The sequence below is a fragment of the Paracoccus sp. TD-10 genome (assembly GCF_048270675.1).
Taxonomy (GTDB): Bacteria; Pseudomonadota; Alphaproteobacteria; order Rhodobacterales; family Rhodobacteraceae; genus Paracoccus; species Paracoccus pantotrophus.
The window spans coordinates 1312607-1330659 of record NZ_CP182418.1 but is presented as its reverse complement, the minus strand read 5'-3'; the positions used below and the strand labels follow the sequence as shown (position 1 = coordinate 1330659).

Annotated in this window: 22 protein-coding genes; 14 read left to right on the top strand and 8 right to left on the bottom strand. The window is 68.2% G+C overall.

Translation table 11 applies throughout. From position 1 onward, the window contains the following. Positions 1-77 precede the first annotated feature (77 nt). From ACNKFW_RS06565 to ACNKFW_RS06555, 3 genes are all read left to right on the top strand, one after another. A complete protein-coding gene (locus ACNKFW_RS06565; RefSeq protein WP_147428011.1) occupies positions 78-1301 on the top strand; it encodes a GTP-binding protein in 1224 nt (407 codons plus the stop codon). Between the two features lie 91 nt (positions 1302-1392). After that, positions 1393-2058 carry a DUF1826 domain-containing protein gene (locus ACNKFW_RS06560; protein ID WP_147428012.1) on the top strand — a complete coding sequence of 222 codons (666 nt, stop codon included), beginning with the start codon at positions 1393-1395 and terminating at the stop codon, positions 2056-2058. Next, positions 2058-2351 carry a DUF6525 family protein gene (locus ACNKFW_RS06555; protein WP_024845399.1) on the top strand — a complete coding sequence of 98 codons (294 nt, stop codon included), beginning with the start codon at positions 2058-2060 and terminating at the stop codon, positions 2349-2351. The genes ACNKFW_RS06560 and ACNKFW_RS06555 overlap by 1 nt, the downstream gene beginning before the upstream one ends. Before the next feature lie 394 nt (positions 2352-2745). On the opposite strand, the gene ACNKFW_RS06550 is transcribed toward ACNKFW_RS06555, so the two are convergent. Then, positions 2746-2916 (bottom strand): helix-turn-helix domain-containing protein, encoded by a 171-nt coding sequence (locus ACNKFW_RS06550; protein ID WP_081750566.1) that lies wholly within the window; start codon positions 2914-2916, stop codon positions 2746-2748. Between the two features lie 200 nt (positions 2917-3116). Continuing rightward, on the bottom strand, positions 3117-3359 hold the full coding sequence (locus tag ACNKFW_RS06545) for a DUF2312 domain-containing protein (RefSeq protein ID WP_028710656.1): 243 nt from the start codon (positions 3357-3359) through the stop codon (positions 3117-3119). Positions 3360-3508: 149 nt separating this feature from the next. On the opposite strand from ACNKFW_RS06545, the gene ACNKFW_RS06540 reads away from it, so the two are divergent. From ACNKFW_RS06540 to ACNKFW_RS06520, 5 genes are all read left to right on the top strand, one after another. Further along, positions 3509-3736 (top strand): hypothetical protein, encoded by a 228-nt coding sequence (locus ACNKFW_RS06540; protein ID WP_024845401.1) that lies wholly within the window; start codon positions 3509-3511, stop codon positions 3734-3736. Position 3737: 1 nt separating this feature from the next. Further along, a complete protein-coding gene (gene dtd / locus ACNKFW_RS06535) occupies positions 3738-4187 on the top strand; it encodes a D-aminoacyl-tRNA deacylase (RefSeq protein ID WP_024845402.1) in 450 nt (149 codons plus the stop codon). 220 nt (positions 4188-4407) lie between these two features. Further along, a complete protein-coding gene (locus ACNKFW_RS06530) occupies positions 4408-5811 on the top strand; it encodes a DEAD/DEAH box helicase (RefSeq protein ID WP_231486877.1) in 1404 nt (467 codons plus the stop codon). An 83-nt stretch (positions 5812-5894) separates the two neighbouring features. Further along, a complete protein-coding gene (locus ACNKFW_RS06525) occupies positions 5895-6473 on the top strand; it encodes a thymidine kinase (protein ID WP_024845404.1) in 579 nt (192 codons plus the stop codon). Next, positions 6470-7678, top strand: coding sequence for a cytochrome b/b6 domain-containing protein (locus tag ACNKFW_RS06520; RefSeq protein ID WP_147428013.1), 1209 nt, complete (start codon positions 6470-6472; stop codon positions 7676-7678). The genes ACNKFW_RS06525 and ACNKFW_RS06520 overlap by 4 nt, the downstream gene beginning before the upstream one ends. A gap of 65 nt (positions 7679-7743) precedes the next feature. Here the strand turns inward: ACNKFW_RS06520 and ndk are convergent, their stop codons facing one another. Beyond that, the gene (gene ndk, locus ACNKFW_RS06515) at positions 7744-8166 is read right to left on the bottom strand and encodes a nucleoside-diphosphate kinase (RefSeq protein WP_024845406.1); all 423 of its coding nucleotides are present in this window, start codon (positions 8164-8166) and stop codon (positions 7744-7746) included. Positions 8167-8339: 173 nt separating this feature from the next. On the opposite strand from ndk, the gene ACNKFW_RS06510 reads away from it, so the two are divergent. From ACNKFW_RS06510 to ACNKFW_RS06495, 4 genes are all read left to right on the top strand, one after another. After that, complete coding sequence (locus ACNKFW_RS06510) at positions 8340-10187, top strand: ABC-F family ATP-binding cassette domain-containing protein (protein ID WP_024845407.1); 1848 nt, start codon at positions 8340-8342, stop codon at positions 10185-10187. Between the two features lie 100 nt (positions 10188-10287). Beyond that, on the top strand, positions 10288-11025 hold the full coding sequence (locus ACNKFW_RS06505) for a MipA/OmpV family protein (RefSeq protein WP_024845408.1): 738 nt from the start codon (positions 10288-10290) through the stop codon (positions 11023-11025). A 64-nt stretch (positions 11026-11089) separates the two neighbouring features. Next, on the top strand, positions 11090-11449 hold the full coding sequence (locus ACNKFW_RS06500) for an SUF system Fe-S cluster assembly protein (RefSeq protein WP_024845409.1): 360 nt from the start codon (positions 11090-11092) through the stop codon (positions 11447-11449). Further along, complete coding sequence (locus ACNKFW_RS06495) at positions 11446-11994, top strand: sugar O-acetyltransferase (protein WP_024845410.1); 549 nt, start codon at positions 11446-11448, stop codon at positions 11992-11994. Before ACNKFW_RS06500 ends, ACNKFW_RS06495 begins: the two co-directional genes overlap by 4 nt. Before the next feature lie 6 nt (positions 11995-12000). Here ACNKFW_RS06495 and ACNKFW_RS06490 read toward each other — a convergent pair whose 3' ends face one another. Next, complete coding sequence (locus ACNKFW_RS06490; RefSeq protein WP_028710659.1) at positions 12001-12561, bottom strand: histidine phosphatase family protein; 561 nt, start codon at positions 12559-12561, stop codon at positions 12001-12003. Continuing rightward, positions 12561-13421, bottom strand: coding sequence for an oxygen-dependent coproporphyrinogen oxidase (gene hemF, locus ACNKFW_RS06485; RefSeq protein ID WP_147428014.1), 861 nt, complete (start codon positions 13419-13421; stop codon positions 12561-12563). Before hemF ends, ACNKFW_RS06490 begins: the two co-directional genes overlap by 1 nt. Positions 13422-13501: 80 nt before the next feature. Here hemF and ACNKFW_RS06480 point away from each other — a divergent pair, with 80 nt between their 5' ends. Next, a complete protein-coding gene (locus ACNKFW_RS06480) occupies positions 13502-13915 on the top strand; it encodes a hypothetical protein (protein ID WP_024845413.1) in 414 nt (137 codons plus the stop codon). Positions 13916-13918: 3 nt separating this feature from the next. Here the strand turns inward: ACNKFW_RS06480 and ACNKFW_RS06475 are convergent, their stop codons facing one another. From ACNKFW_RS06475 to clpS, 3 genes are read right to left on the bottom strand one after another with little or no spacing between them, the layout of a single operon-like run. Next, positions 13919-14737, bottom strand: coding sequence for an SDR family NAD(P)-dependent oxidoreductase (locus ACNKFW_RS06475; protein ID WP_147428015.1), 819 nt, complete (start codon positions 14735-14737; stop codon positions 13919-13921). Next, a complete protein-coding gene (locus tag ACNKFW_RS06470; protein ID WP_024845415.1) occupies positions 14734-15768 on the bottom strand; it encodes a class I SAM-dependent methyltransferase in 1035 nt (344 codons plus the stop codon). Before ACNKFW_RS06470 ends, ACNKFW_RS06475 begins: the two co-directional genes overlap by 4 nt. A 3-nt stretch (positions 15769-15771) precedes the next feature. Continuing rightward, the gene (gene clpS / locus ACNKFW_RS06465; RefSeq protein WP_024845416.1) at positions 15772-16089 is read right to left on the bottom strand and encodes an ATP-dependent Clp protease adapter ClpS; all 318 of its coding nucleotides are present in this window, start codon (positions 16087-16089) and stop codon (positions 15772-15774) included. 281 nt (positions 16090-16370) lie between these two features. Between clpS and ACNKFW_RS06460 the strand changes: the two genes are divergently transcribed. After that, complete coding sequence (locus tag ACNKFW_RS06460; protein WP_244314586.1) at positions 16371-17999, top strand: D-alanyl-D-alanine carboxypeptidase family protein; 1629 nt, start codon at positions 16371-16373, stop codon at positions 17997-17999. Positions 18000-18053 lie beyond the last annotated feature (54 nt).

The window sequence follows — 18053 nt, the reverse complement described above, 5'->3', positions numbered from 1 at the left end:
GGCAAGAACAGGGGCATTGCAGAACCCGGCGATCCCGGCTATATAAGTAATGTAATAACATTACATATAGGAATACCATGCCAGCCAGCACCCGCGCCAAAGATCGCCGCCTGCCCGTCACCGTCCTGTCCGGTTTTCTGGGCGCGGGCAAGACGACGCTGCTGAACCATGTCCTGAACAACCGCGAGGGCCGGCGCGTCGCGGTGATCGTCAACGACATGTCCGAGGTGAACATCGACGCCGATCTGGTGCGCGACGGGGCAGAACTGTCGCGATCCGAGGAAAAGCTGGTCGAAATGACCAATGGCTGCATCTGCTGCACCTTGCGCGACGACCTGCTGGTCGAGGTCCGCCGGCTGGCCGAGGAGGGGCGCTTCGACTATCTCCTGATCGAATCGACCGGCATCGCCGAGCCCTTGCCGGTGGCGGCGACCTTCGATTTCCGCGATCCGAACGGCGCCAGCCTGTCGGACGTCGCCCGGCTCGACACCATGGTCACGGTGGTGGATGCGGTCAACCTGACCAGGGATTTCTCCAGCCACGACTTCATCGCCGACCGCGGCGAGAGCCTGGGCGACCAGGATGACCGCACGCTGGTCGATCTGCTGACCGACCAGATGGAATTCGCCGATGTGGTGGTGCTGAACAAGGTCAGCGCGGCGGGGCCGGTCCGGCTGGACCAGGCCCGCAAGATCGTCCGCGCCCTGAACCCCGACGCCCGGCTGGTCGAGACCGATTTCGGCCGCGTCGCGCCGGGGGCGATCTTCGATACCGGGCTTTTCGACTTCGACAGGGCGCATATGCATCCGATGTGGGCCAAGGAGCTTTACGGCTTCGACGCGCATGTGCCCGAGACCGAGGAATACGGCGTCTCGTCCTTCGTCTATCGCGCCCGGCAGCCCTTCCATCCGAAGAAGGTCCATGACTTGCTGAATGGCGACCTGCCCGGCGTGATCCGCGCCAAGGGGCATTTCTGGATCGCCTCGCGCCCCGGCTGGGCGGTCGAGTTCAGCCTTGCCGGGGCGATGTCCAGCGTGACGCCGCTGGGGGGCTGGTGGGCTTCGGTGCCGCGGGATCGCTGGCCCACCCACCCGGATTCCCTCCAAGACATCGGGAAGGTCTGGCAGGAACCCTGGGGCGACCGCCGGCAGGAACTGGTCTTCATCGGCTCGGGCATGGACCCTGCGGCAATCACCAAGGCTCTGGACGACGCCCTGGTCGAGGCTCGGGACTTCACGCCCGAAGCCTGGGCCGGGCTGCCCGATCCTTTCCCGCAATGGGGCCAGCGCCGCGTCGCCTGAGCAGGGCGCCGACCGCAAGGGCAGGGGTAGGGGCGCAGAATGCCCCCCGCCGCAAACGGGGCGACACAGCCAGGAGGGAAAACCCGGACGCATGGCAAAGACCGATACCGCAATCCCGCAAATGCCGCACCCCGGCGCCGCCAAGGCGCGGGGGATCCTCGAATCCTCCAGCGGGCTCGTACTGGAACAGATAACCCGGCCGGGGGTCGGGGCGGCGATCTGGCGGCGAAATCGCTCGCCCGGCTTTGCCGAATGGATCGAGAGCATTCCCCCCGGACAGTTGCCCGCGTTGCGTGCCGTGGCCGATTTCCGGACGATCGAGCGCGGCGTCCACGCCGCCTGCGACCTGTCCGGCCTGCCCGCCGGGACGATGCGCGACCTGCTGGCCAGCGACATCGGGGCGCTGGCGCTGATGCTTGCCCGGATCATGCGCAACCCGCTGATGCATATCCGCTTCGAGGCGGTGACGACGGATGCCTGCCGCCGGTTCCATGTCGATCAGTTGCCCGCGCGGCTGCTTTGCACCTATCGGGGGCCGGAAACGCAATTCGGGCTGGAGGATGAAAACGGCCGGATCGTGCGGGCCGGCGCGATGCGCAGCGGCGAAGTCGCGGTCCTGCGCGGCGCCTCGTGGCCGGGCATGGAGGTCACGGGGCTGTTGCACCGTTCCCCGCCCATCGCCGGAACCGGCAAGGTGCGGCTGTTCCTGGCGCTTGACCCCATGGTGGAGCCGGCCGAGGCCCGGAGGCTCCATTGATGCGCGGCAACCTCGCCACCTCGCTGCGCCGCCGCCGCAGGCGCTGCCCGATCGCGCAATACGACCGGCTGCCCCCGGAATTGCGCCGCTGGCTTGCGCAGGCGGCGCTGCCTTGGAGCCCGGTTTCCGCCTTGCGCCTGTGGCACAAGCTTCTGGACGAAACCGCGGGCAATATCGAAGCCGCGCGCCAGCGCCTCGACCTGATCGAGGCGCGGATGCTGATGCGGGACGCGCCGCGGATATGGGGCGTCCCGCCAACCGTGCCGCCGAGGCAGCCTTCGCCGGCCGGGTGACGCATTCCGGCGCCGCAGGCCGCGGGCCTCTGCTTCCGGTCCGGGGCTGCTCCTCACGGCCTCAGGGCGGTAGCGGATCATGCAACATTCTGGAAAGACGAGGCTTGTGGCCTTGCGGGCATGGCGCGCCTTCCGCTTGCGGCGCCGCTCCGGCAGAAAGCGGCCCAGTTCCTGGAACTGGCCTTCAGATGAACAGACATAGCGGTAGATTGTCTCGCGGCACATCCGCTCGCAGTGGCCTTCATGGCGCAGCCGACCGGCGATTTGCTCGGGCGGCCATCCCGCGCGCAGCCGGTCGATCACCGGCAGCCGCAGCGCATCATGCCGGACCAGCTTGCGCTGCTGACAGCTGACAGCGCCGAGACGCCGCGAGTTGCTGCGCGTTCATATGCCACTAGCCATTGGCGATCGGCACATCGGGATCGTGCCAGAAATTGCGCCGGATCGCGCGATGAATGGTCGAACGGTGCCGGCCGAGCTGCGCGGCAATCTGCGCAACGCTGAGCTTGCGTTGCAGCATGGCCGCGATGATGCGGCGCTCATCGAAGCTGAGATGCGAGGCCAAAAGGGGTTCTCCGTGAATTGCAACTGCCTGAAAACCATGGCTTGTCGCGATTTAGAATAGAATCCACCCCTAGGGTCGAATTTCTTCGATAATTATGATTATGTAAACAAAAACTCCGCCTGAAGAATGCGCATCCCAAGACGAAGCGCATGGAACGACCGGGCGGATCGGGTCAAGGAAACCGCGCCCGGCCAAGGTTTTCAGATCATGTTCAAGGCTTGCTTGTAGATCTCCAGCACAGCCTCTTCCTCGGCGACCTGATCCTTGTCCTTCTTTCTTAGCGAAATGATGGCCCTGAGCGCCTTGGTGTCGTAGCCGCGCCCCTTGCTCTCGGCATAGACTTCCTTGATCTGCTCGGAGATATCCTTCTTTTCCTGCTCGAGATGCTCGATCCGTTCCACGAACTGACGCAGTTCGTCCGCAGTCACCTGATACGAATCCATTTGCTGCTCCATTTGCTGCTGCGGGCCCGTGATGCGCACGGCGCAAGGCCGGCGGCACCCCATCCCGCGTGTTTTCCGCCGCGGGTCTAGGCGGTCTTGCGGCCGGGCGCAATCGCCGCTAGGCCGTCGCTGGCAGACGGAGGCGGAACATGACGATCTGGGACGGGCTGATCTGGGGCGGAACCGGGTTGACGGTGATCGGGCTGGTCGCGCTGGCATGGTGCATCGTCACCGCGGCGCGCGCCAAGGCACGGATCGCCGATGACGAGCAGATGCGCGCCGCCATGCGCAAGGTCGTCGCGGTGAACATGGCGGCGCTCGCGGCCTCGGTCCTGGGGCTGATGCTGGTTGTCCTTGGCATCATGCTGGGCGGCTGACATGCGGGCGCTGGTCCAGCGCGTCGCCGAGGCAGAGGTCACGGTCGAGGGCCGCAGCATCGGCCGCATCGGGCCCGGCCTTCTGGTCTTGGTCTGCGCCATGCGCGGCGACCCCGAGGACGCGGCCGCGAAACTGGCCGCGCGCATCGCCAAGCTGCGCATCTTCCGCGACGAGGCCGGTAAGATGAACCGATCGGTTCAGGACATCGGCGGCGCGGTGCTGGTGGTCAGCCAGTTCACGCTCGCCGCCGACACAAGCACCGGCAACCGGCCCGGATTCTCCACCGCCGAGGCGCCCGAGCGCGGCGAGGCGCTGTATCTGCGCTTTGCCGAGGCGCTGCGCGCGCTCGGCCTCCCGGTCGAGACCGGCTCCTTCGGCGCCGACATGCAGGTGTCGCTGGTCAATGACGGCCCGGTGACGATCTGGATGGATTCCGCAGACCGCGCTTGACTTTCGCCGCCCGAACCCTCATTTGCGACAAGTTGCCGCCCGCTGCCGCGTGAGCAGCCGGCGCCCTTGCGCCAAGGTCGGCACCGATTTTCAGTTTCCCATTCACGCGGGGAGGCTGCGGGCATCACCGTATCCACGCCCGCCCCTCGCAACCTGCCGTGCGATCCGCACGGCCCCAGCCATGCGCGCCGATACGCGGGCGACCTGGCCGAAAGACGACATGACCAACGAGACCACCCGCCCGAACCGTTCGGGCAATCCCCGCGCCCAGCAAGGCGGCAAGCCGCGCTTCCGCAACGACAAGCCCAACACCAACCACCGCCGTCACCGCGCCGAGCCGGAAGAGAAATTCATCCGCCGCGCCATTCCGGATATCGACACCGCCTTCACCCGCATGGGGATCGATGCGCGCGTGGCGATCAACCTGCCGGGCCTGGGCATCGAGACCCCCTCGCCCATCCAGGAAAAATCCATCCCCGGCATCGTCGCCGGCCGCGACCTCCTGGGCCTGGCCCAGACCGGCACCGGCAAGACGGCGGCCTTCGGCCTGCCGATGCTGACCCGGCTGCTGAACATCGGCCGCAAGCCCGAGCCCCGGACCTGCCGGGCGCTGATCCTGGCGCCGACCCGCGAACTGGCGACCCAGATCGCCGAGAACATCGACAATTATGCCATCGGCACGCCGATCCGGCAGTTCCGCGTCGTCGGCGGCGCCTCGATCAACGTGCAGGTCCAGCGGCTGGAACGCGGCGTCGACGTGCTGATCGCGACGCCGGGCCGGCTGATCGACCTGATCGAGCGCGGCGCCATCGACCTGTCGCAGACCAAGTATCTGGTGCTGGACGAGGCCGACCAGATGCTGGACATCGGCTTCATCCACGCGCTGCGCCGCATCGCCAAGATGCTGCCGCGCGAGCGCCAGACGCTGCTGTTCTCGGCCACCATGCCGAAGCTGATGGAGGAGCTGGCCGACAGCTACCTGAACGATCCGCTGCGCGTGGCGGTGAACCCGCCCGGCCAGGCGGCAGCCAAGATCGACCAGGGCGTGCATTTCGTCAACCAGGGCGACAAGGCGACGCTGCTGGCGGAATACCTGTCCAAACATGTGGACGAGCTGGCCATCGTCTTCGGCCGCACCAAGCACGGCTCGGAAAAGCTGTCGAAGCTTTTGGAGAAATGGGGCTACAAGGTCGCCGCGATCCACGGCAACAAGAGCCAGGGCCAGCGCGAGCGTGCCCTGGCCAGCTTCCGCGCCGGCGACACCAAGGTTCTGGTCGCGACCGACGTGGCGGCGCGCGGCCTCGACATTCCCGAGGTGGCGCATGTCTATAACTACGACCTGCCCAACGTGCCGGAAAACTACGTCCACCGCATCGGCCGCACCGCCCGCGCCGGGCGCGACGGCCGCGCCATCGCCTTCTGCGCGCCCGCCGAGATCGGCGAGCTGCGCGCCATCGAGAAGGCGATGAAGGCCAAGATCGCCGTGGTCGGCGGCGAGGAGCCCTTCGAGGCGGCCAAGATCCGCGAACGCGGCGGCCCCGCGGGCCGCCCGGCGCAAGGCGCGGCGCGCAAGCGCCCGGCCCGGCGCCCCTCGCGCGCGCCGAAAACGGCGCAGCGGGCCTGATCCCGCCGCGATACGCGCAAACGTGAGCCGCCGCCCCGTCGCGGCGGCTTGCGACCCCCCGGCCCTCGCGGCTATGTGCCGGCATGGCCAAGCTTTATTTTCACTATTCCACGATGAATGCCGGCAAGAGCACGCTCTTGCTGCAGGCGTCCTACAATTACCGCGAACGCGGCATGGCGACGCTGCTTCTGACCGCGGCGCTGGACGACCGCGCCGGCCCCGGCCGGATCGCCAGCCGCATCGGCATCGCCGAATCCGCGCTGGGTTTCACCCCCGAAGCCGATCTTTTCGCCCTGATCCAGGCCCGGGGCCGCGGCGCCGCCTGCATCTTCGTCGACGAGGCGCAGTTCCTGACCGAGGAGCAGGTCTGGCAGCTGGCCCGCGTCGCCGACGACCTTGGCCAGCCGGTGATGTGCTACGGGCTGCGGGTCGATTTCCGCGGCCGGCTGTTTCCCGGATCGGCGGCGCTGCTGGCCGTGGCCGACGACCTGCGCGAGGTGCGCACCATCTGCCATTGCGGGCGCAAGGCCACCATGGTCATACGCCAGGACGAAGGCGGCCGCGTGCTGCACCAGGGCGCGCAGGTGCAGATCGGCGGCAATGAAACCTATGTCTCGCTCTGCCGGCGCCATTGGCGCGAAGCGATGGGAGAAATCCGATGAAAGCCAGCAATACCGCCCGCGCCTATGGCTGGGTCGCCCGCATGTTCCACTGGACGGTCGCGGTGCTGATCCTGGCCGCCATCGCCATCGGGCTTTACGCGGACAACCTGCCCGATGGCGGGGAAACGCAGCTGCAGGCGATCTTCACCGCCTATTCCGTGCACAAGACCGTGGGCATGGCGGCGTTGGCCCTCGCCGCGCTGCGCCTGCTGTGGACCCTGACCCAGCCGAAGCCGCGCCCGCTGCATCCCGAGCGGCGGCTGGAAAGCTTCGGCGCCGAGGTCGTGCATTGGGCGCTGTGGATCGGCATGGTCGTCATGCCGCTGTCGGGCTGGCTTCTGCATTCCGCGGCGCCGGGCGGCTTTGCCCGCATCCTCTGGCCCTTCGGCCAGCGCCTGCCCTTCGTTCCCGAGGACGCGGCGCTGTCCGGGCGTTTCGCGGCCTTCCACGAATTCGGCTGGTGGCTGCTGGCCGGGCTGATCCTGCTGCATGTCGCGGGGGCGCTGAAGCACGCGATCATCGACCGCGACGGCACCATGCGCCGCATGGCCGGCAATCCCGAGCACGCGCCCGAGCCCCCGGCCGCGCAGCCCGGCCTCCTGCCGCATGTCCTGGCCGCCCTGGCGGGGCTGGTGGTCTGGGTGGGGGTCGCCTTCATCCCGGCCGACACCCCGGAGGCGCAGGAGATGCCCGCCACCGCATCCGCCCCTGCGGCCGCGGCCGGATCGGGCTGGGCGGTCGAACAGGGCGCGCTGGAGATCGAGGTCATGCAGGCCGGCAATGCGGTCACGGGGCAGTTCGGGCAATGGCAGGCCGATATCGCCTATGACCCGGAGACCCAGACCGGGCGGGTGACGGTGGATGTCGACATCGCCTCGCTGACGCTGGGCGCCATCAGCGACGCGGCCAAGGGCCCGGATTTCCTGAACGCCGCCGCCCATCCCGCCGCGCGTTTCGAGGCCGAGATCCTGCCGCCCCCGGCCGAGGGCCAGCCGCATGCCGCGCAGGGCCGGCTGACCATCGCCGGCCAGACGGTCGAGGCCGATTTGCCCTTCGCGCTGACGCTTCAGGGTGACGTGGCGCAGGCCAAGGGGCAGATGCGCGTCGATCGCCGCGATTTCGGCATCGGCGCGGGCTATGCCGATGAAAGCACCGTGGGATTCGGCGTCGAGATCGGTTTCGAGCTGACCGCGAAGCGGCAATAGGAGAAAGGGCCGCCTCGATGGGCGGCCCTTTCCTTTGGGTATTTGGGGAACGAAGAGGCCGGGGCTCAGCCGACCAGTTCGAGGCCCGAGAAGAAGAAGGCGATTTCTTCCTTGGCGGTTTCCGGCGCGTCCGAGCCATGGACCGAGTTCTCGCCGACCGAGAGAGCGAACTCCTTGCGGATGGTGCCCTCGTCGGCATTGGCCGGGTTGGTGGCGCCCATCACTTCGCGGTTCTTGGCGATGGCGTTCTCGCCTTCCAGCACCTGCACCACGACCGGGCCCGAGGCCATGAACTCGACCAGTTCGCCGTAGAAGGGGCGATCCTTGTGGACGATGTAGAACTGGCCGGCCTGGGCGGGCGACAGGTGGATGCGCTTCTGCGCGATGATGCGCAGGCCGGCATCCTCGAACTTGGCGTTGATCTTGCCGGTCAGGTTGCGCTTGGTGGCGTCGGGTTTGATGATCGAGAGCGTGCGTTCGATGGCCATGTCGGTCGTCCTTTTCCTTGTTCCGGTTCCTTGTTCCGGCCGCAGGTGGCCCGGAAATCCGCGCCCCGTTAGCATGGGCGACGGCGCTTGAAAAGCCGGCGCGGCCCCCTCCTTCGCGCGGGCCGTCGATGACGGCATTGACGGGGCGCGCCGCTTGCGCCATGCGGTGGCGCATGCTGCGCATCGACGACATATCCTATTCCATCGCCGGACGGCCGCTGTTCGAGCATGCCTCGGCCACCATCCCGGACGGGCACAAGGTCGGCCTGGTCGGCCCGAACGGCGCCGGCAAGACCACGCTGTTCCGGCTGATCCGGGGCGAGCTGGGCCTTGACGGCGGCGCCATCAGCCTGCCGCCCCGCGCCCGCATCGGCGGCGTCGCGCAGGAGGCGCCCGGCACCGCGACCAGCGTGCTGGAGACGGTGCTGGCGGCCGATACCGAGCGCGCCGCGCTGCTGGCCGAATCCGCGAGCGCCACCGACGCCCATCGCATCGCCGAGATCCAGACCCGGCTGGCCGATATCGACGCCTGGTCGGCCGAGGCGCGGGCCGCGACCATCCTGCGCGGCCTGGGCTTTTCGACCGAGGACCAGGCGCGGCCGACCGCCGATTATTCCGGCGGCTGGCGCATGCGCGTGGCGCTGGCAGGCGTGCTGTTTTCGCAGCCCGACCTCTTGCTGCTGGACGAGCCCACCAACTACCTGGACCTGGAAGGCGCGCTGTGGCTGGAAAGCTATCTGCAGCGCTATCCCCATACCGTCATCGTCATCAGCCATGACCGCGACCTTTTGAACCGCGCCGTCGGCCATATCCTGCATCTCGAAGATCGCAAGCTGGTGCTCTATTCCGGCGGCTACGACACCTTCGCGCGGACCCGGGCCGAGAAGCGCGCCCTGCAAGCCGCCGAGGCGAAAAAGCAGGATGCCCGCCGCGCGCATCTGCAAAGCTTCGTGGATCGTTTCCGCGCCAAGGCCACCAAGGCCCGCCAGGCCCAGGCCCGCATCAAGATGCTGGAGAAGATGGAGCCGATCACCGCCCCGGAAGAGGCGAAGTTCCACCGCTTCGGCTTTCCGCAGCCCGACCAGCTGTCGCCGCCCATCGTCTCGCTGGACGGGGTTTCGGTCGGCTATGACGGGCGGGCGGTGCTGCGCCGGCTGGCGTTGCGCATCGACCAGGACGACCGCATCGCGCTCTTGGGCCGCAACGGCCAGGGCAAGTCCACGCTTTCGAAGCTGCTGGCCGGGCGGCTGGAGCCGATGGAGGGGCGGATCGCGCGCTCGGGCAAGCTGCGCATCGGCTATTTCGCCCAGCACCAGGTCGATGAGCTGGAGCTGGGCGAGACGCCCATCGCCCATGTCCGCCGGCTGCGCCCGGACGAGCCGCCGGCAAAGCTGCGCGCCCGGCTGGCCGGATTCGGGCTGATGGAGGCGCAGGCCGAGACCCGGGTCAGCCAGCTTTCCGGGGGGCAGAAGGCGCGGCTGTCCTTACTGCTCGCCACCATCGACGCGCCGCATCTGCTGATCCTGGACGAGCCGACCAACCACCTGGACATCGAATCCCGCGAGGCGCTGACCGAGGCGCTGAACGACTATACCGGCGCCGTGGTGCTGGTCAGCCACGACATGCACCTGCTGAATCTGGTGGCCGACCGGCTGTGGCTGGTGGACCAGGGCGGCGTCTCGCCTTGGCAGGGCGACCTGGACGATTATCGCCGCATGCTGCTGGCCGGCGAGGAAAAGCCCGAGCCGAAAGCCGAGGCGAAACCGGCGCCGAAACGCCCCGCGCGCGAAAAGATCCTGGAGTTGCGCGCCGAGGCCAGGCGCGCCGAGGAGCGGGTCGGCAAGCTGACCGCCATGCTGGAAAAGCTGGACGCCATCCTGGCCGATCCGGCAACCTATGACGACGCGCAAAAGGCCGAAGCCTGGGGCCGCAAGCATGCCGAGGCCAGCGAGGCGATGCAGCGCGCCGAAGGGCTGTGGATGGAGGCGCTGGAACGGCTGGAGGAAGCCGAGCGGGCCTGAGCGCAACAGCCGCGAATTATTGTGTAAAATTCACCAGACTCCGCTTGCCCTGGCGCCGGGTTTCGACGCAGGGTGCCGGGCGATTTGATAAGGATTCGCCATGACTCGGATTGCCGCGCTTGCGCTTCTTGCCGCCACCGCCCTGACCTCGCCCGCCGCGGCGCAGTCGCTGGGGCTTGGGCGCGGGCTTTCGGTCGATACCGGGCTGGGCGTGAAATACAGTCCCGAGTTCATGGGTTCGGACAACCTGGACGCCTCGCCCTGGATCATCCTGCGCAACAGCGATGCCGATGCCGGCAAGAAGGACGGGATCTCGGTCCTGCCCTCGCTGAACTATATCGGCAAGCGCGATTCCAGCGATCACGAGGATCTGCGCGGCATGGAGGATATCGGCCGCGCCGGCGAATTCGGGGTGAAGCTGTCCTGGCGCATGGGCGACATGACCAGCTATGGCGCCATCCGCAAGGGTTTCGGCGGCCATCACGGCGTGGTGGGCGAGCTGGGCGCGAAATACCGCTATGAGGTCAGCGACCAGCTGACGCTGTGGACCGGGGCCGAGCTGGGCCTGGGCGACCAGGATTTCACCGGCACCTATTTTGGCGTGGACGAAGGCGAATCGCTTGCCGGCGGCAAGCCGGTCCACAACCCCGACGGCGGCGCCTATATCGCCCGCATCAGCGTCGAGGCGCGTTACGAATTCATGCCCAATACGGCGCTGATGGGGCGGCTGACCTATGGCCGGCTGCTGGGCGATGCCGGCGATTCGCCGCTGGTGCAGACCCGCAGCCAGCCCTCGATCAGCATCGGCGTGGCGCGGCGGCTGAACTTCCGCTTCTAAGCGGCTCTGGACCCCGGATGGCACAAGTCCTATATCATTGCCAAGATTTTACAGGACACGCCGCATGAGCACCGAGAATCTCAAGGAGGGCGACCCGCTGATCGCGCCTTCGACGACGGACCATCCCCTTTACGACAGCGTGGTCGAGGCCTGCAAGACGGTCTACGACCCGGAAATCCCGGTCAATATCTTCGACCTGGGGCTGATCTACACCATCGACATCAATGACGAGAATGCCGTGCGCATCGTCATGACCCTGACCGCGCCCGGCTGCCCGGTCGCGGGCGAGATGCCCGGCTGGGTCGCCGATGCCGTCGAGCCGCTGCCCGGCGTCAAGCAGGTCGATGTCGAGATGACCTTCCAGCCGCAATGGGGCATGGACATGATGTCCGAGGAAGCCCGCCTGGAGCTTGGCTTCATTTGACCGCGCGCGAGGACATGCTGGCCGGCCGGCCCTACAAGCCCGGCGATGGCGAGTTGGTGGCGATGCGCAAGGCCGCGCAGGGATTGATGCGCGACTACAATGCCACCATCATCGGCGACAAGACCCGCGCCCGCACCCTGACGCAATTGCTGGGCACCTGGAACGGTGCGGTGATCCGCACGCCCTTTCACGTCGATTACGGCAAGCATATCCATTTCGGGCCGGATTGCTTCGTGAATTACGGCTGCTTCTTCATGGACATCTGCGAGATTCGCATCGGCGCGCGCTGCCAGTTCGGTACCGCCGTGCAATTGCTGACCGAGGATCGCCCGCGCGAGCGCGACAGCCGCGCCAAGGGCGTCGAATGGGGCAAGCCCATCACCATCGGCGATGACGTCTGGGTCGGCGGCGGCGCCATCGTCCTGCCTGGCGTCAGCATCGGCGACGGCGCCATCGTCGGCGCCGGCGCGGTCGTGACCCGCGACGTGGCGCCCGGCGCGACCGTCGTCGGCAACCCTGCCCGCCCCTTGCCGCCGAAATCCTGACAGGCGTCAAAGAAACATCCGGTGCCGGCCGCGGCTGACCAGGTGCAGCCCGCCCTGGCTGACCGGCATCTGGGCCAGCCGCTCCAGCGGCAAGTCCATGGCCACCAGCCGCAGCATGCGCAGGGTGATGCCATGCGTCACGATCAGCGCCGGGCCGTCCAGATCGTCCAGGAACGCGCGCACCCGCGCTTCGAGCCCGGCGAAATGCTCGCCGCCCGGTGCCAGGTCATACCAGTCCAGCGGACCGCGGGCGAAGGCTTCGGGATGCGCGGCCTGCAGTTCCGACGCAAGCCGGCCGCTGAAATCGCCGATGTCGATTTCGTGCAGGCGTTCGTCCAGGTCAAAGCCCTGCCCGCCAAAGGCGATACGCGCCGTCTGCTGCGCCCGCCCCGCGGTGCTGACCAGCCGCGCCATGCCGCGCAGGTCGCGCACCAGCCAGGCCAGCCGCCGCGCCTGCGCCTCGCCCAGGGGCGTCAGCGGCGAATCCAGCCGGCCCTGCAACCGCCCCTCGGCGTTCCAGACTGTCTGGCCGTGCCGCATGAGGTAGAGATCCGGCCAGTCCGGCATCAGGCCCATTTCGCCATGGGCGGCAGGCTCATCAGCACCGCCTCGGGGTCGTGGCCGGTCGCCAGGCCGAATTTGGTGCCGCGGTCATAGACCAGGTTGTATTCTGCATAAAGTCCGCGATGGATCAGCTGCGCGTCCTTTTCCGCCTCGCCCCAGGGCTGGGCCATGCGCTTTTCCGCGAGCGGCAGGAAGGCGGGCAGGAAAGCCTCGCCCACCGCCCTGGTAAAGGCGAAATCGGCATGCCAGTCGCCCGTGTTCAGGTCGTCATAGAAGATGCCGCCGACGCCCCGTGCCCGGCCGCGATGCGGGACAAAGAAATACTCGTCCGCCCAGGCCTTGAAGCGGTCATAGTAATCGGCTCCATGCGGGGCGCAGGCCGCGCTCAGCGTGGCGTGGAAATGCGCCGTATCCTCGGCATATTCCAGGCAGGGGTTCAGGTCGGCGCCGCCGCCGAACCACCAGGCGCCGGGCGTCCAGAACATGCGCGTGTTCATGTGCACCGCCGGCGCATGCGGGTTCTGCATATGCGCGACCAGACTGATCCCCGAAGCCCAGAAGCGCGGATCCCCCTCGACCCCCGGCACGCCGCGGGCCGCCATGGCCTGCCGGGCTGCGGCCGACAGCTCGCCATGCACCGCCGACCAGTTCACGCCGACCTTCTCGAAGACCCGGCCGCCGCGCATCACCGACATCAACCCACCGCCGCCATCCTCACCGCGCTTGGTCTCGCGGATCTCGAAACGGCCGGCCGGCGCATTGGCGGGGCCGCGATCCTCCAGCGCCTCGAAGGCAGAGACGATGCGGTCGCGCAGCTCGCGGAACCAGGCCGCGGCCTTCTGTCGCTCATCGTGCATTTCCATGGGCTTGCCTCCGCATTCGTGAATTGCCCCGCCTGCGGGGCGGGCTTATGCTTCGGGCGAAACAACTAGAGATCCCGGCCATGACCCGCAACATCCTGCTTGCCCTGATGCCTGTTCTGGTTGTCGCATCCTGCGGAACCCCGCAAGAGCAATGCATCAGTCGCAACACCCGCGAATATCGCACCGTCTCGAACCTTCTGGCCGAGGTCGAGGCCAACCTGGCGCGCGGCTATGCCTGGGAGGAGCGCACGGTGATGCGCACCCAATGGGACGACTGCCGCTATGTCTGGCTGGACAAGGACGGCAACCGCCGGCTGGGCTATCGTCCCTGCTTGCGCGACGTTGCCGATACCGAGCGTTACCGGGTGCCGATCGACCCGGCGGCCGAGGCACGCAAGCGCGACAACCTGCTGGCGCGCAAGCAGGCTTTGGCCCCCGCCGCCCGCGCGGCCGTCGATGCCTGCAAGGCCGCCTACCCCGAAGAGGGCAAATAGGGCTCAGTAGACCCCTGGCGCCAGCGGGTCGCCCAGGCTGCGGCCGCCGTCGACGCGCAGGATCTGGCCGGTCACGAAGCTCGAGGCCTCGCTGGCCAGGAACTGCACCGTCGCCGCCAATTCGTCCGCGCCGGCAATCCGGCCCAGCGGCGTGGCGGCGACCATGCGCTCGCGCAGGCCCGGATCCTCGCGCAGCTTCAGTTGCAGGTTGTTGGACATGATGCTGGCAAAGGCCACGCCGTTCACGCGAATCCGCCTGGGCGCCAGAGCCGAGGCCAATGAGCGCGTGGCCTGCGCCTGCGCCGCGCTGGCGATGGAATAGGCCAGCATCTGCGGCTGCGGCCAATCGGCGGCCAGCGAGGTGACATTGACGATGGCGCCGTGCTGCAAGGCGTTCTCGCTCGCCTCGCCCGCCTCATCGGCCTGGGCCATCATGCGCCTGGCGACCATCTGCGACAGGCGCAGGCCGGAACTCATGTTCTGGCGCAGCATGTCGCCCAGCAGCTCGTCGTTCACCGTCAGCGGGTCGCAGCCCTGCACCATGCGATGCGCATTGACCAGGATATCCACCCGCTCGAAGGCGTCGATGGTGGCCGAGATCAGGTTCGCGAGCGTCAGCTTCTGCCCCAAGTCGCCGGCAAAGGCGCGCACCGGCCCTTCGCTTGCCGCCTGTTCGCCCAGTTCGGTCATCAGCGCCGCCTCGTCGCTGTCGGCGAACATGACATTGGCGCCTGCCTCCTCGAAATGCCGGGCGATGGCCAGGCCGATGCCGCGGGCGGCGCCGGTCACGATGGCGGTCTTGCCCTGGATGGAGAGGCTCATCTTTTCCGGCCTTTCGGTTGCGGGCCTTTTGGTTGAAGGCGCCCGGCAGTGCCGCGCCGCGCTCCCGAGGCGGTCAGGATCTTGAAGCGCGCATCGCCGCCCAGCTCGGCGACTTCGGCAAAGCATTCCCGCAGCGCCTGCTCATAGGGCAGGTGGCGGTTGGCCACCATCCACAGCCGCCCCGCCCCGGTCAGCAGCCCCGCCGCCGCGCGGATGAAGCCGGCGCCCAGCCTCGGGTCGGCCGCACGCCCCTCGTGGAAGGGCGGGTTCATGATCACGCCGTTCACCGGCTCGGGCAGGCGGAAATCCAGCGCATCCGCCCAATGGAACCGCGCCCGCGGATCGGTGACATTGCGCCGCGCGCAATCCAGCGCCGCGGCATCGGCCTCGACCAGGTGCAGCAGCTCGACGCCGGGATGGGCCAGGATCTGTGCCGAAAGCCAGCCCCAGCCCGCGCCCAGATCGACGATGCGGGTCGGCAGCTTTTCGGGCAGCGCCGCCGCCAGCGCCTGCGACGCCGGGTCCGGCCCGTCGGCCGAGAACACGCCCGGCCGCGTCACCATGCCGGGCGCGGCCAGGTGATCCTGCGCCGCCCAGCCCTCGGGCAGCCAGCCCGGCTGGGGCAGCGTGACGCGGAAGATCTTGCCATGGGCACGCGACTGGACCTCGTCCACCGGGGCCAGGGCGCGCATCTCCTTCATCACCGCGTCGATGCCGTCGGTCTTTTGCCCGTCGATCCACAGCGAGGCGCCCGGCGCCAGCCGCGCCGCGGCCTCGGCGATGCGCGCCCGCGCCTCGGCCCGCGCCCGCGGCAGGAAGACCACGGCGCCGTCGAAATCGCCCGAGGCCTCGGTCGCCATGTCGTAGCCGCGCGCCTTCAGCGCCCGGTGATCGGGGTAAAAGCCCTGCACGATCTGCACGCGGGCGGGGTCGAAGGGGTCAAGATCGGTCGCGGCGCCCGCGCCGATCAGCAGCATGCGCCCTTCGGGCGGCGTGCCGCCAAAGACAAGTTCCAGCCGTGATCCAGCCAATTTCTACTCTTTTTCCATGGTGCATTGCAGCGGATGCTGCTGGCGGCGGGCCAGTTCCATGACCTGCGCCACCTTGGTTTCGGCGATCTCGTGCGAGAAGACGCCGACGACGGCCACCCCCTTGCGATGAACCGTCAGCATGATCTCGATCGCCTGGGCGTGGTTCATGTTGAACAGCCGCTCAAGCACATGCACGACGAATTCCATCGGCGTGAAATCGTCGTTCAGCAGCAATACCTTGTACATCGGAGGCCGCTGCGTGCGGGGCCTGGTCTTGACCCCCAGTTCGACCTCTTCGCGGTCCCCAGGTCGGTTGGTCATCTGCGGTTTGGTCACGACGCTCGTATCAGGATATGGACGGTTCTGGGACCGAATATAGAGCCTTTCCCCGCGCTTGATAAGCCCCGCCCCCGCGGCAGAGGCGAAAGCGCCGGCAACCTGCGGCAGATTGCGCGGCAAGGGCACAAACTTGCGGTTTCCGAACACGGGAATGCGTGTTATTGTCATTTCATTAATGAAGGGCCCGCATAATGAACGGACCCTCAGAGGCAGAAGAGACCGGGACAGTGAGCAGAATCACCAGAAAAGTCCGTTTGGGACTGATGATCCTATTCGCCTGGGCATTGCCCATGGCGGTGGCCGCCGCCCCCTTCGCGGCCTTCGTCATGGATGCGCGCACCGGGCAGGAAATCTATGCGCAGAACGCGGATACGCGGCTTCATCCGGCCTCGCTGACCAAGATGATGACGCTTTACATGGCCTTCAGCGCCGTCGAGCGCGGACAGGTCCGGCTGGACAGCAAGTTCCTGGTGTCCAGCCATGCGGCCGCGCAGCCGCCCTCGCGGCTGGGGCTGAAGCCGGGCCAGCGGATCGAGCTGCGCTACCTGATCCGCGCGGCGGCGGTGAAATCCGCCAATGACGCGGCCACGGTGATCGGCGAGGGGCTGGCGGGGTCCGAGGCGAAATTCGCCGCGCAGATGACCCAGATGGCGCGCGCCCTGGGCATGCGCAACACGCATTTCCGCAACGCCAACGGCCTAACGGCCGAGGGGCATTATTCCACGGCGCGCGACATGACGGTCCTCGGGCGCCGGCTGTTCTACGATTTCCCGCAATATTACTCGATCTTCTCGCGCCGCTCGGCCGATGCGGGGATCGCCACCGTCGCCAGCACCAACAAGCGTTTCCTCGACAGCTACGAGGGCGCGGACGGCATCAAGACCGGCTATACGCGGGCGGCGGGGTTCAACCTGACCGCCTCGGCCAAGCGGGGCTCCAAGCGGATCGTCGCAACCGTGCTGGGCGGCACCTCGACCGCGCATCGCAACCAGGTCATGGCCCAACTGCTCGATGCCGGCTTCGGAAAGGCCCCCACCCGTGTGCGAGAGGTGAAGCCCGCCCCGCCGCAGCTGGTGGCCGAGAAGAAGGTGCGCCGCACCGTGCAGGTCGCGCGCACCGAGCCGCAACAGGCGGCGAACGTGCGGCTGTCCAGCTCGGACCGCCCGGTGGCCCGCGCCTCGACCGTGGCGGTGGTGACGCCGGCGGCGATCTCGGCCGCGGTCTCGCGCGCCCAGGCGGCTGCGCCAGCCCCCGCCCGCAGCGGCAGCACCCTGGCCGCCAGCGCCCGGCCGGCGCGCAAGCCCGGCACCGGCCAGTTCGCCAATGTCGCGGCCGATCCCGAACTGCTGGCCCGCGCCGCCCGGCCCGAGGCCCGGCCGGAAGAAGGCGATGCCTCGGAACCCGCGGCCGTGCCGGTGAATGCCGTCCGCCCTGCCCCGGCGCCGCGCGACGACCGTTCGGCCGGGCTTTCCGCGCCGGCGGCGGGCTCGCCCTCGCTGTTCGTGCAGGCGACCCAACCGCAGCCGGAAAGCATGGCGCTGCTGGCCTCGCCCGCGCCGACCCAGCGGTCCGAGACGATCATCCTCGCCTCGCTTGAGCCTCAGGAGGATGCCGCGCCGGAGCCGACCGAGATCGTGGCCCGCGGATCGGATGCGGGCGGCAAGGGATGGGGCGTCTCGCTGGGACTGTTCCGGTCGCAATACGAGGCCGAACAAATGCTGCTGAAAACCGCGCTTCAGGAAAGCGGCGCCCTGGGCAGCGCGCTGAGCCGCGTGGCCACGACCAAGCGGGGCTTTGAGGCGAATTTCGTCGGGATGAACCGGGAAACCGCCGAACTCGCCTGCGGCCGGATCGCCGCGCGGCAGCAAAGCTGCCGGGTCATCGGCCCCTGACGGCGGCGCCGGCACCGGCCTGCCGGCCGGGAGGGGCCGTCAAGCTGACAAGGG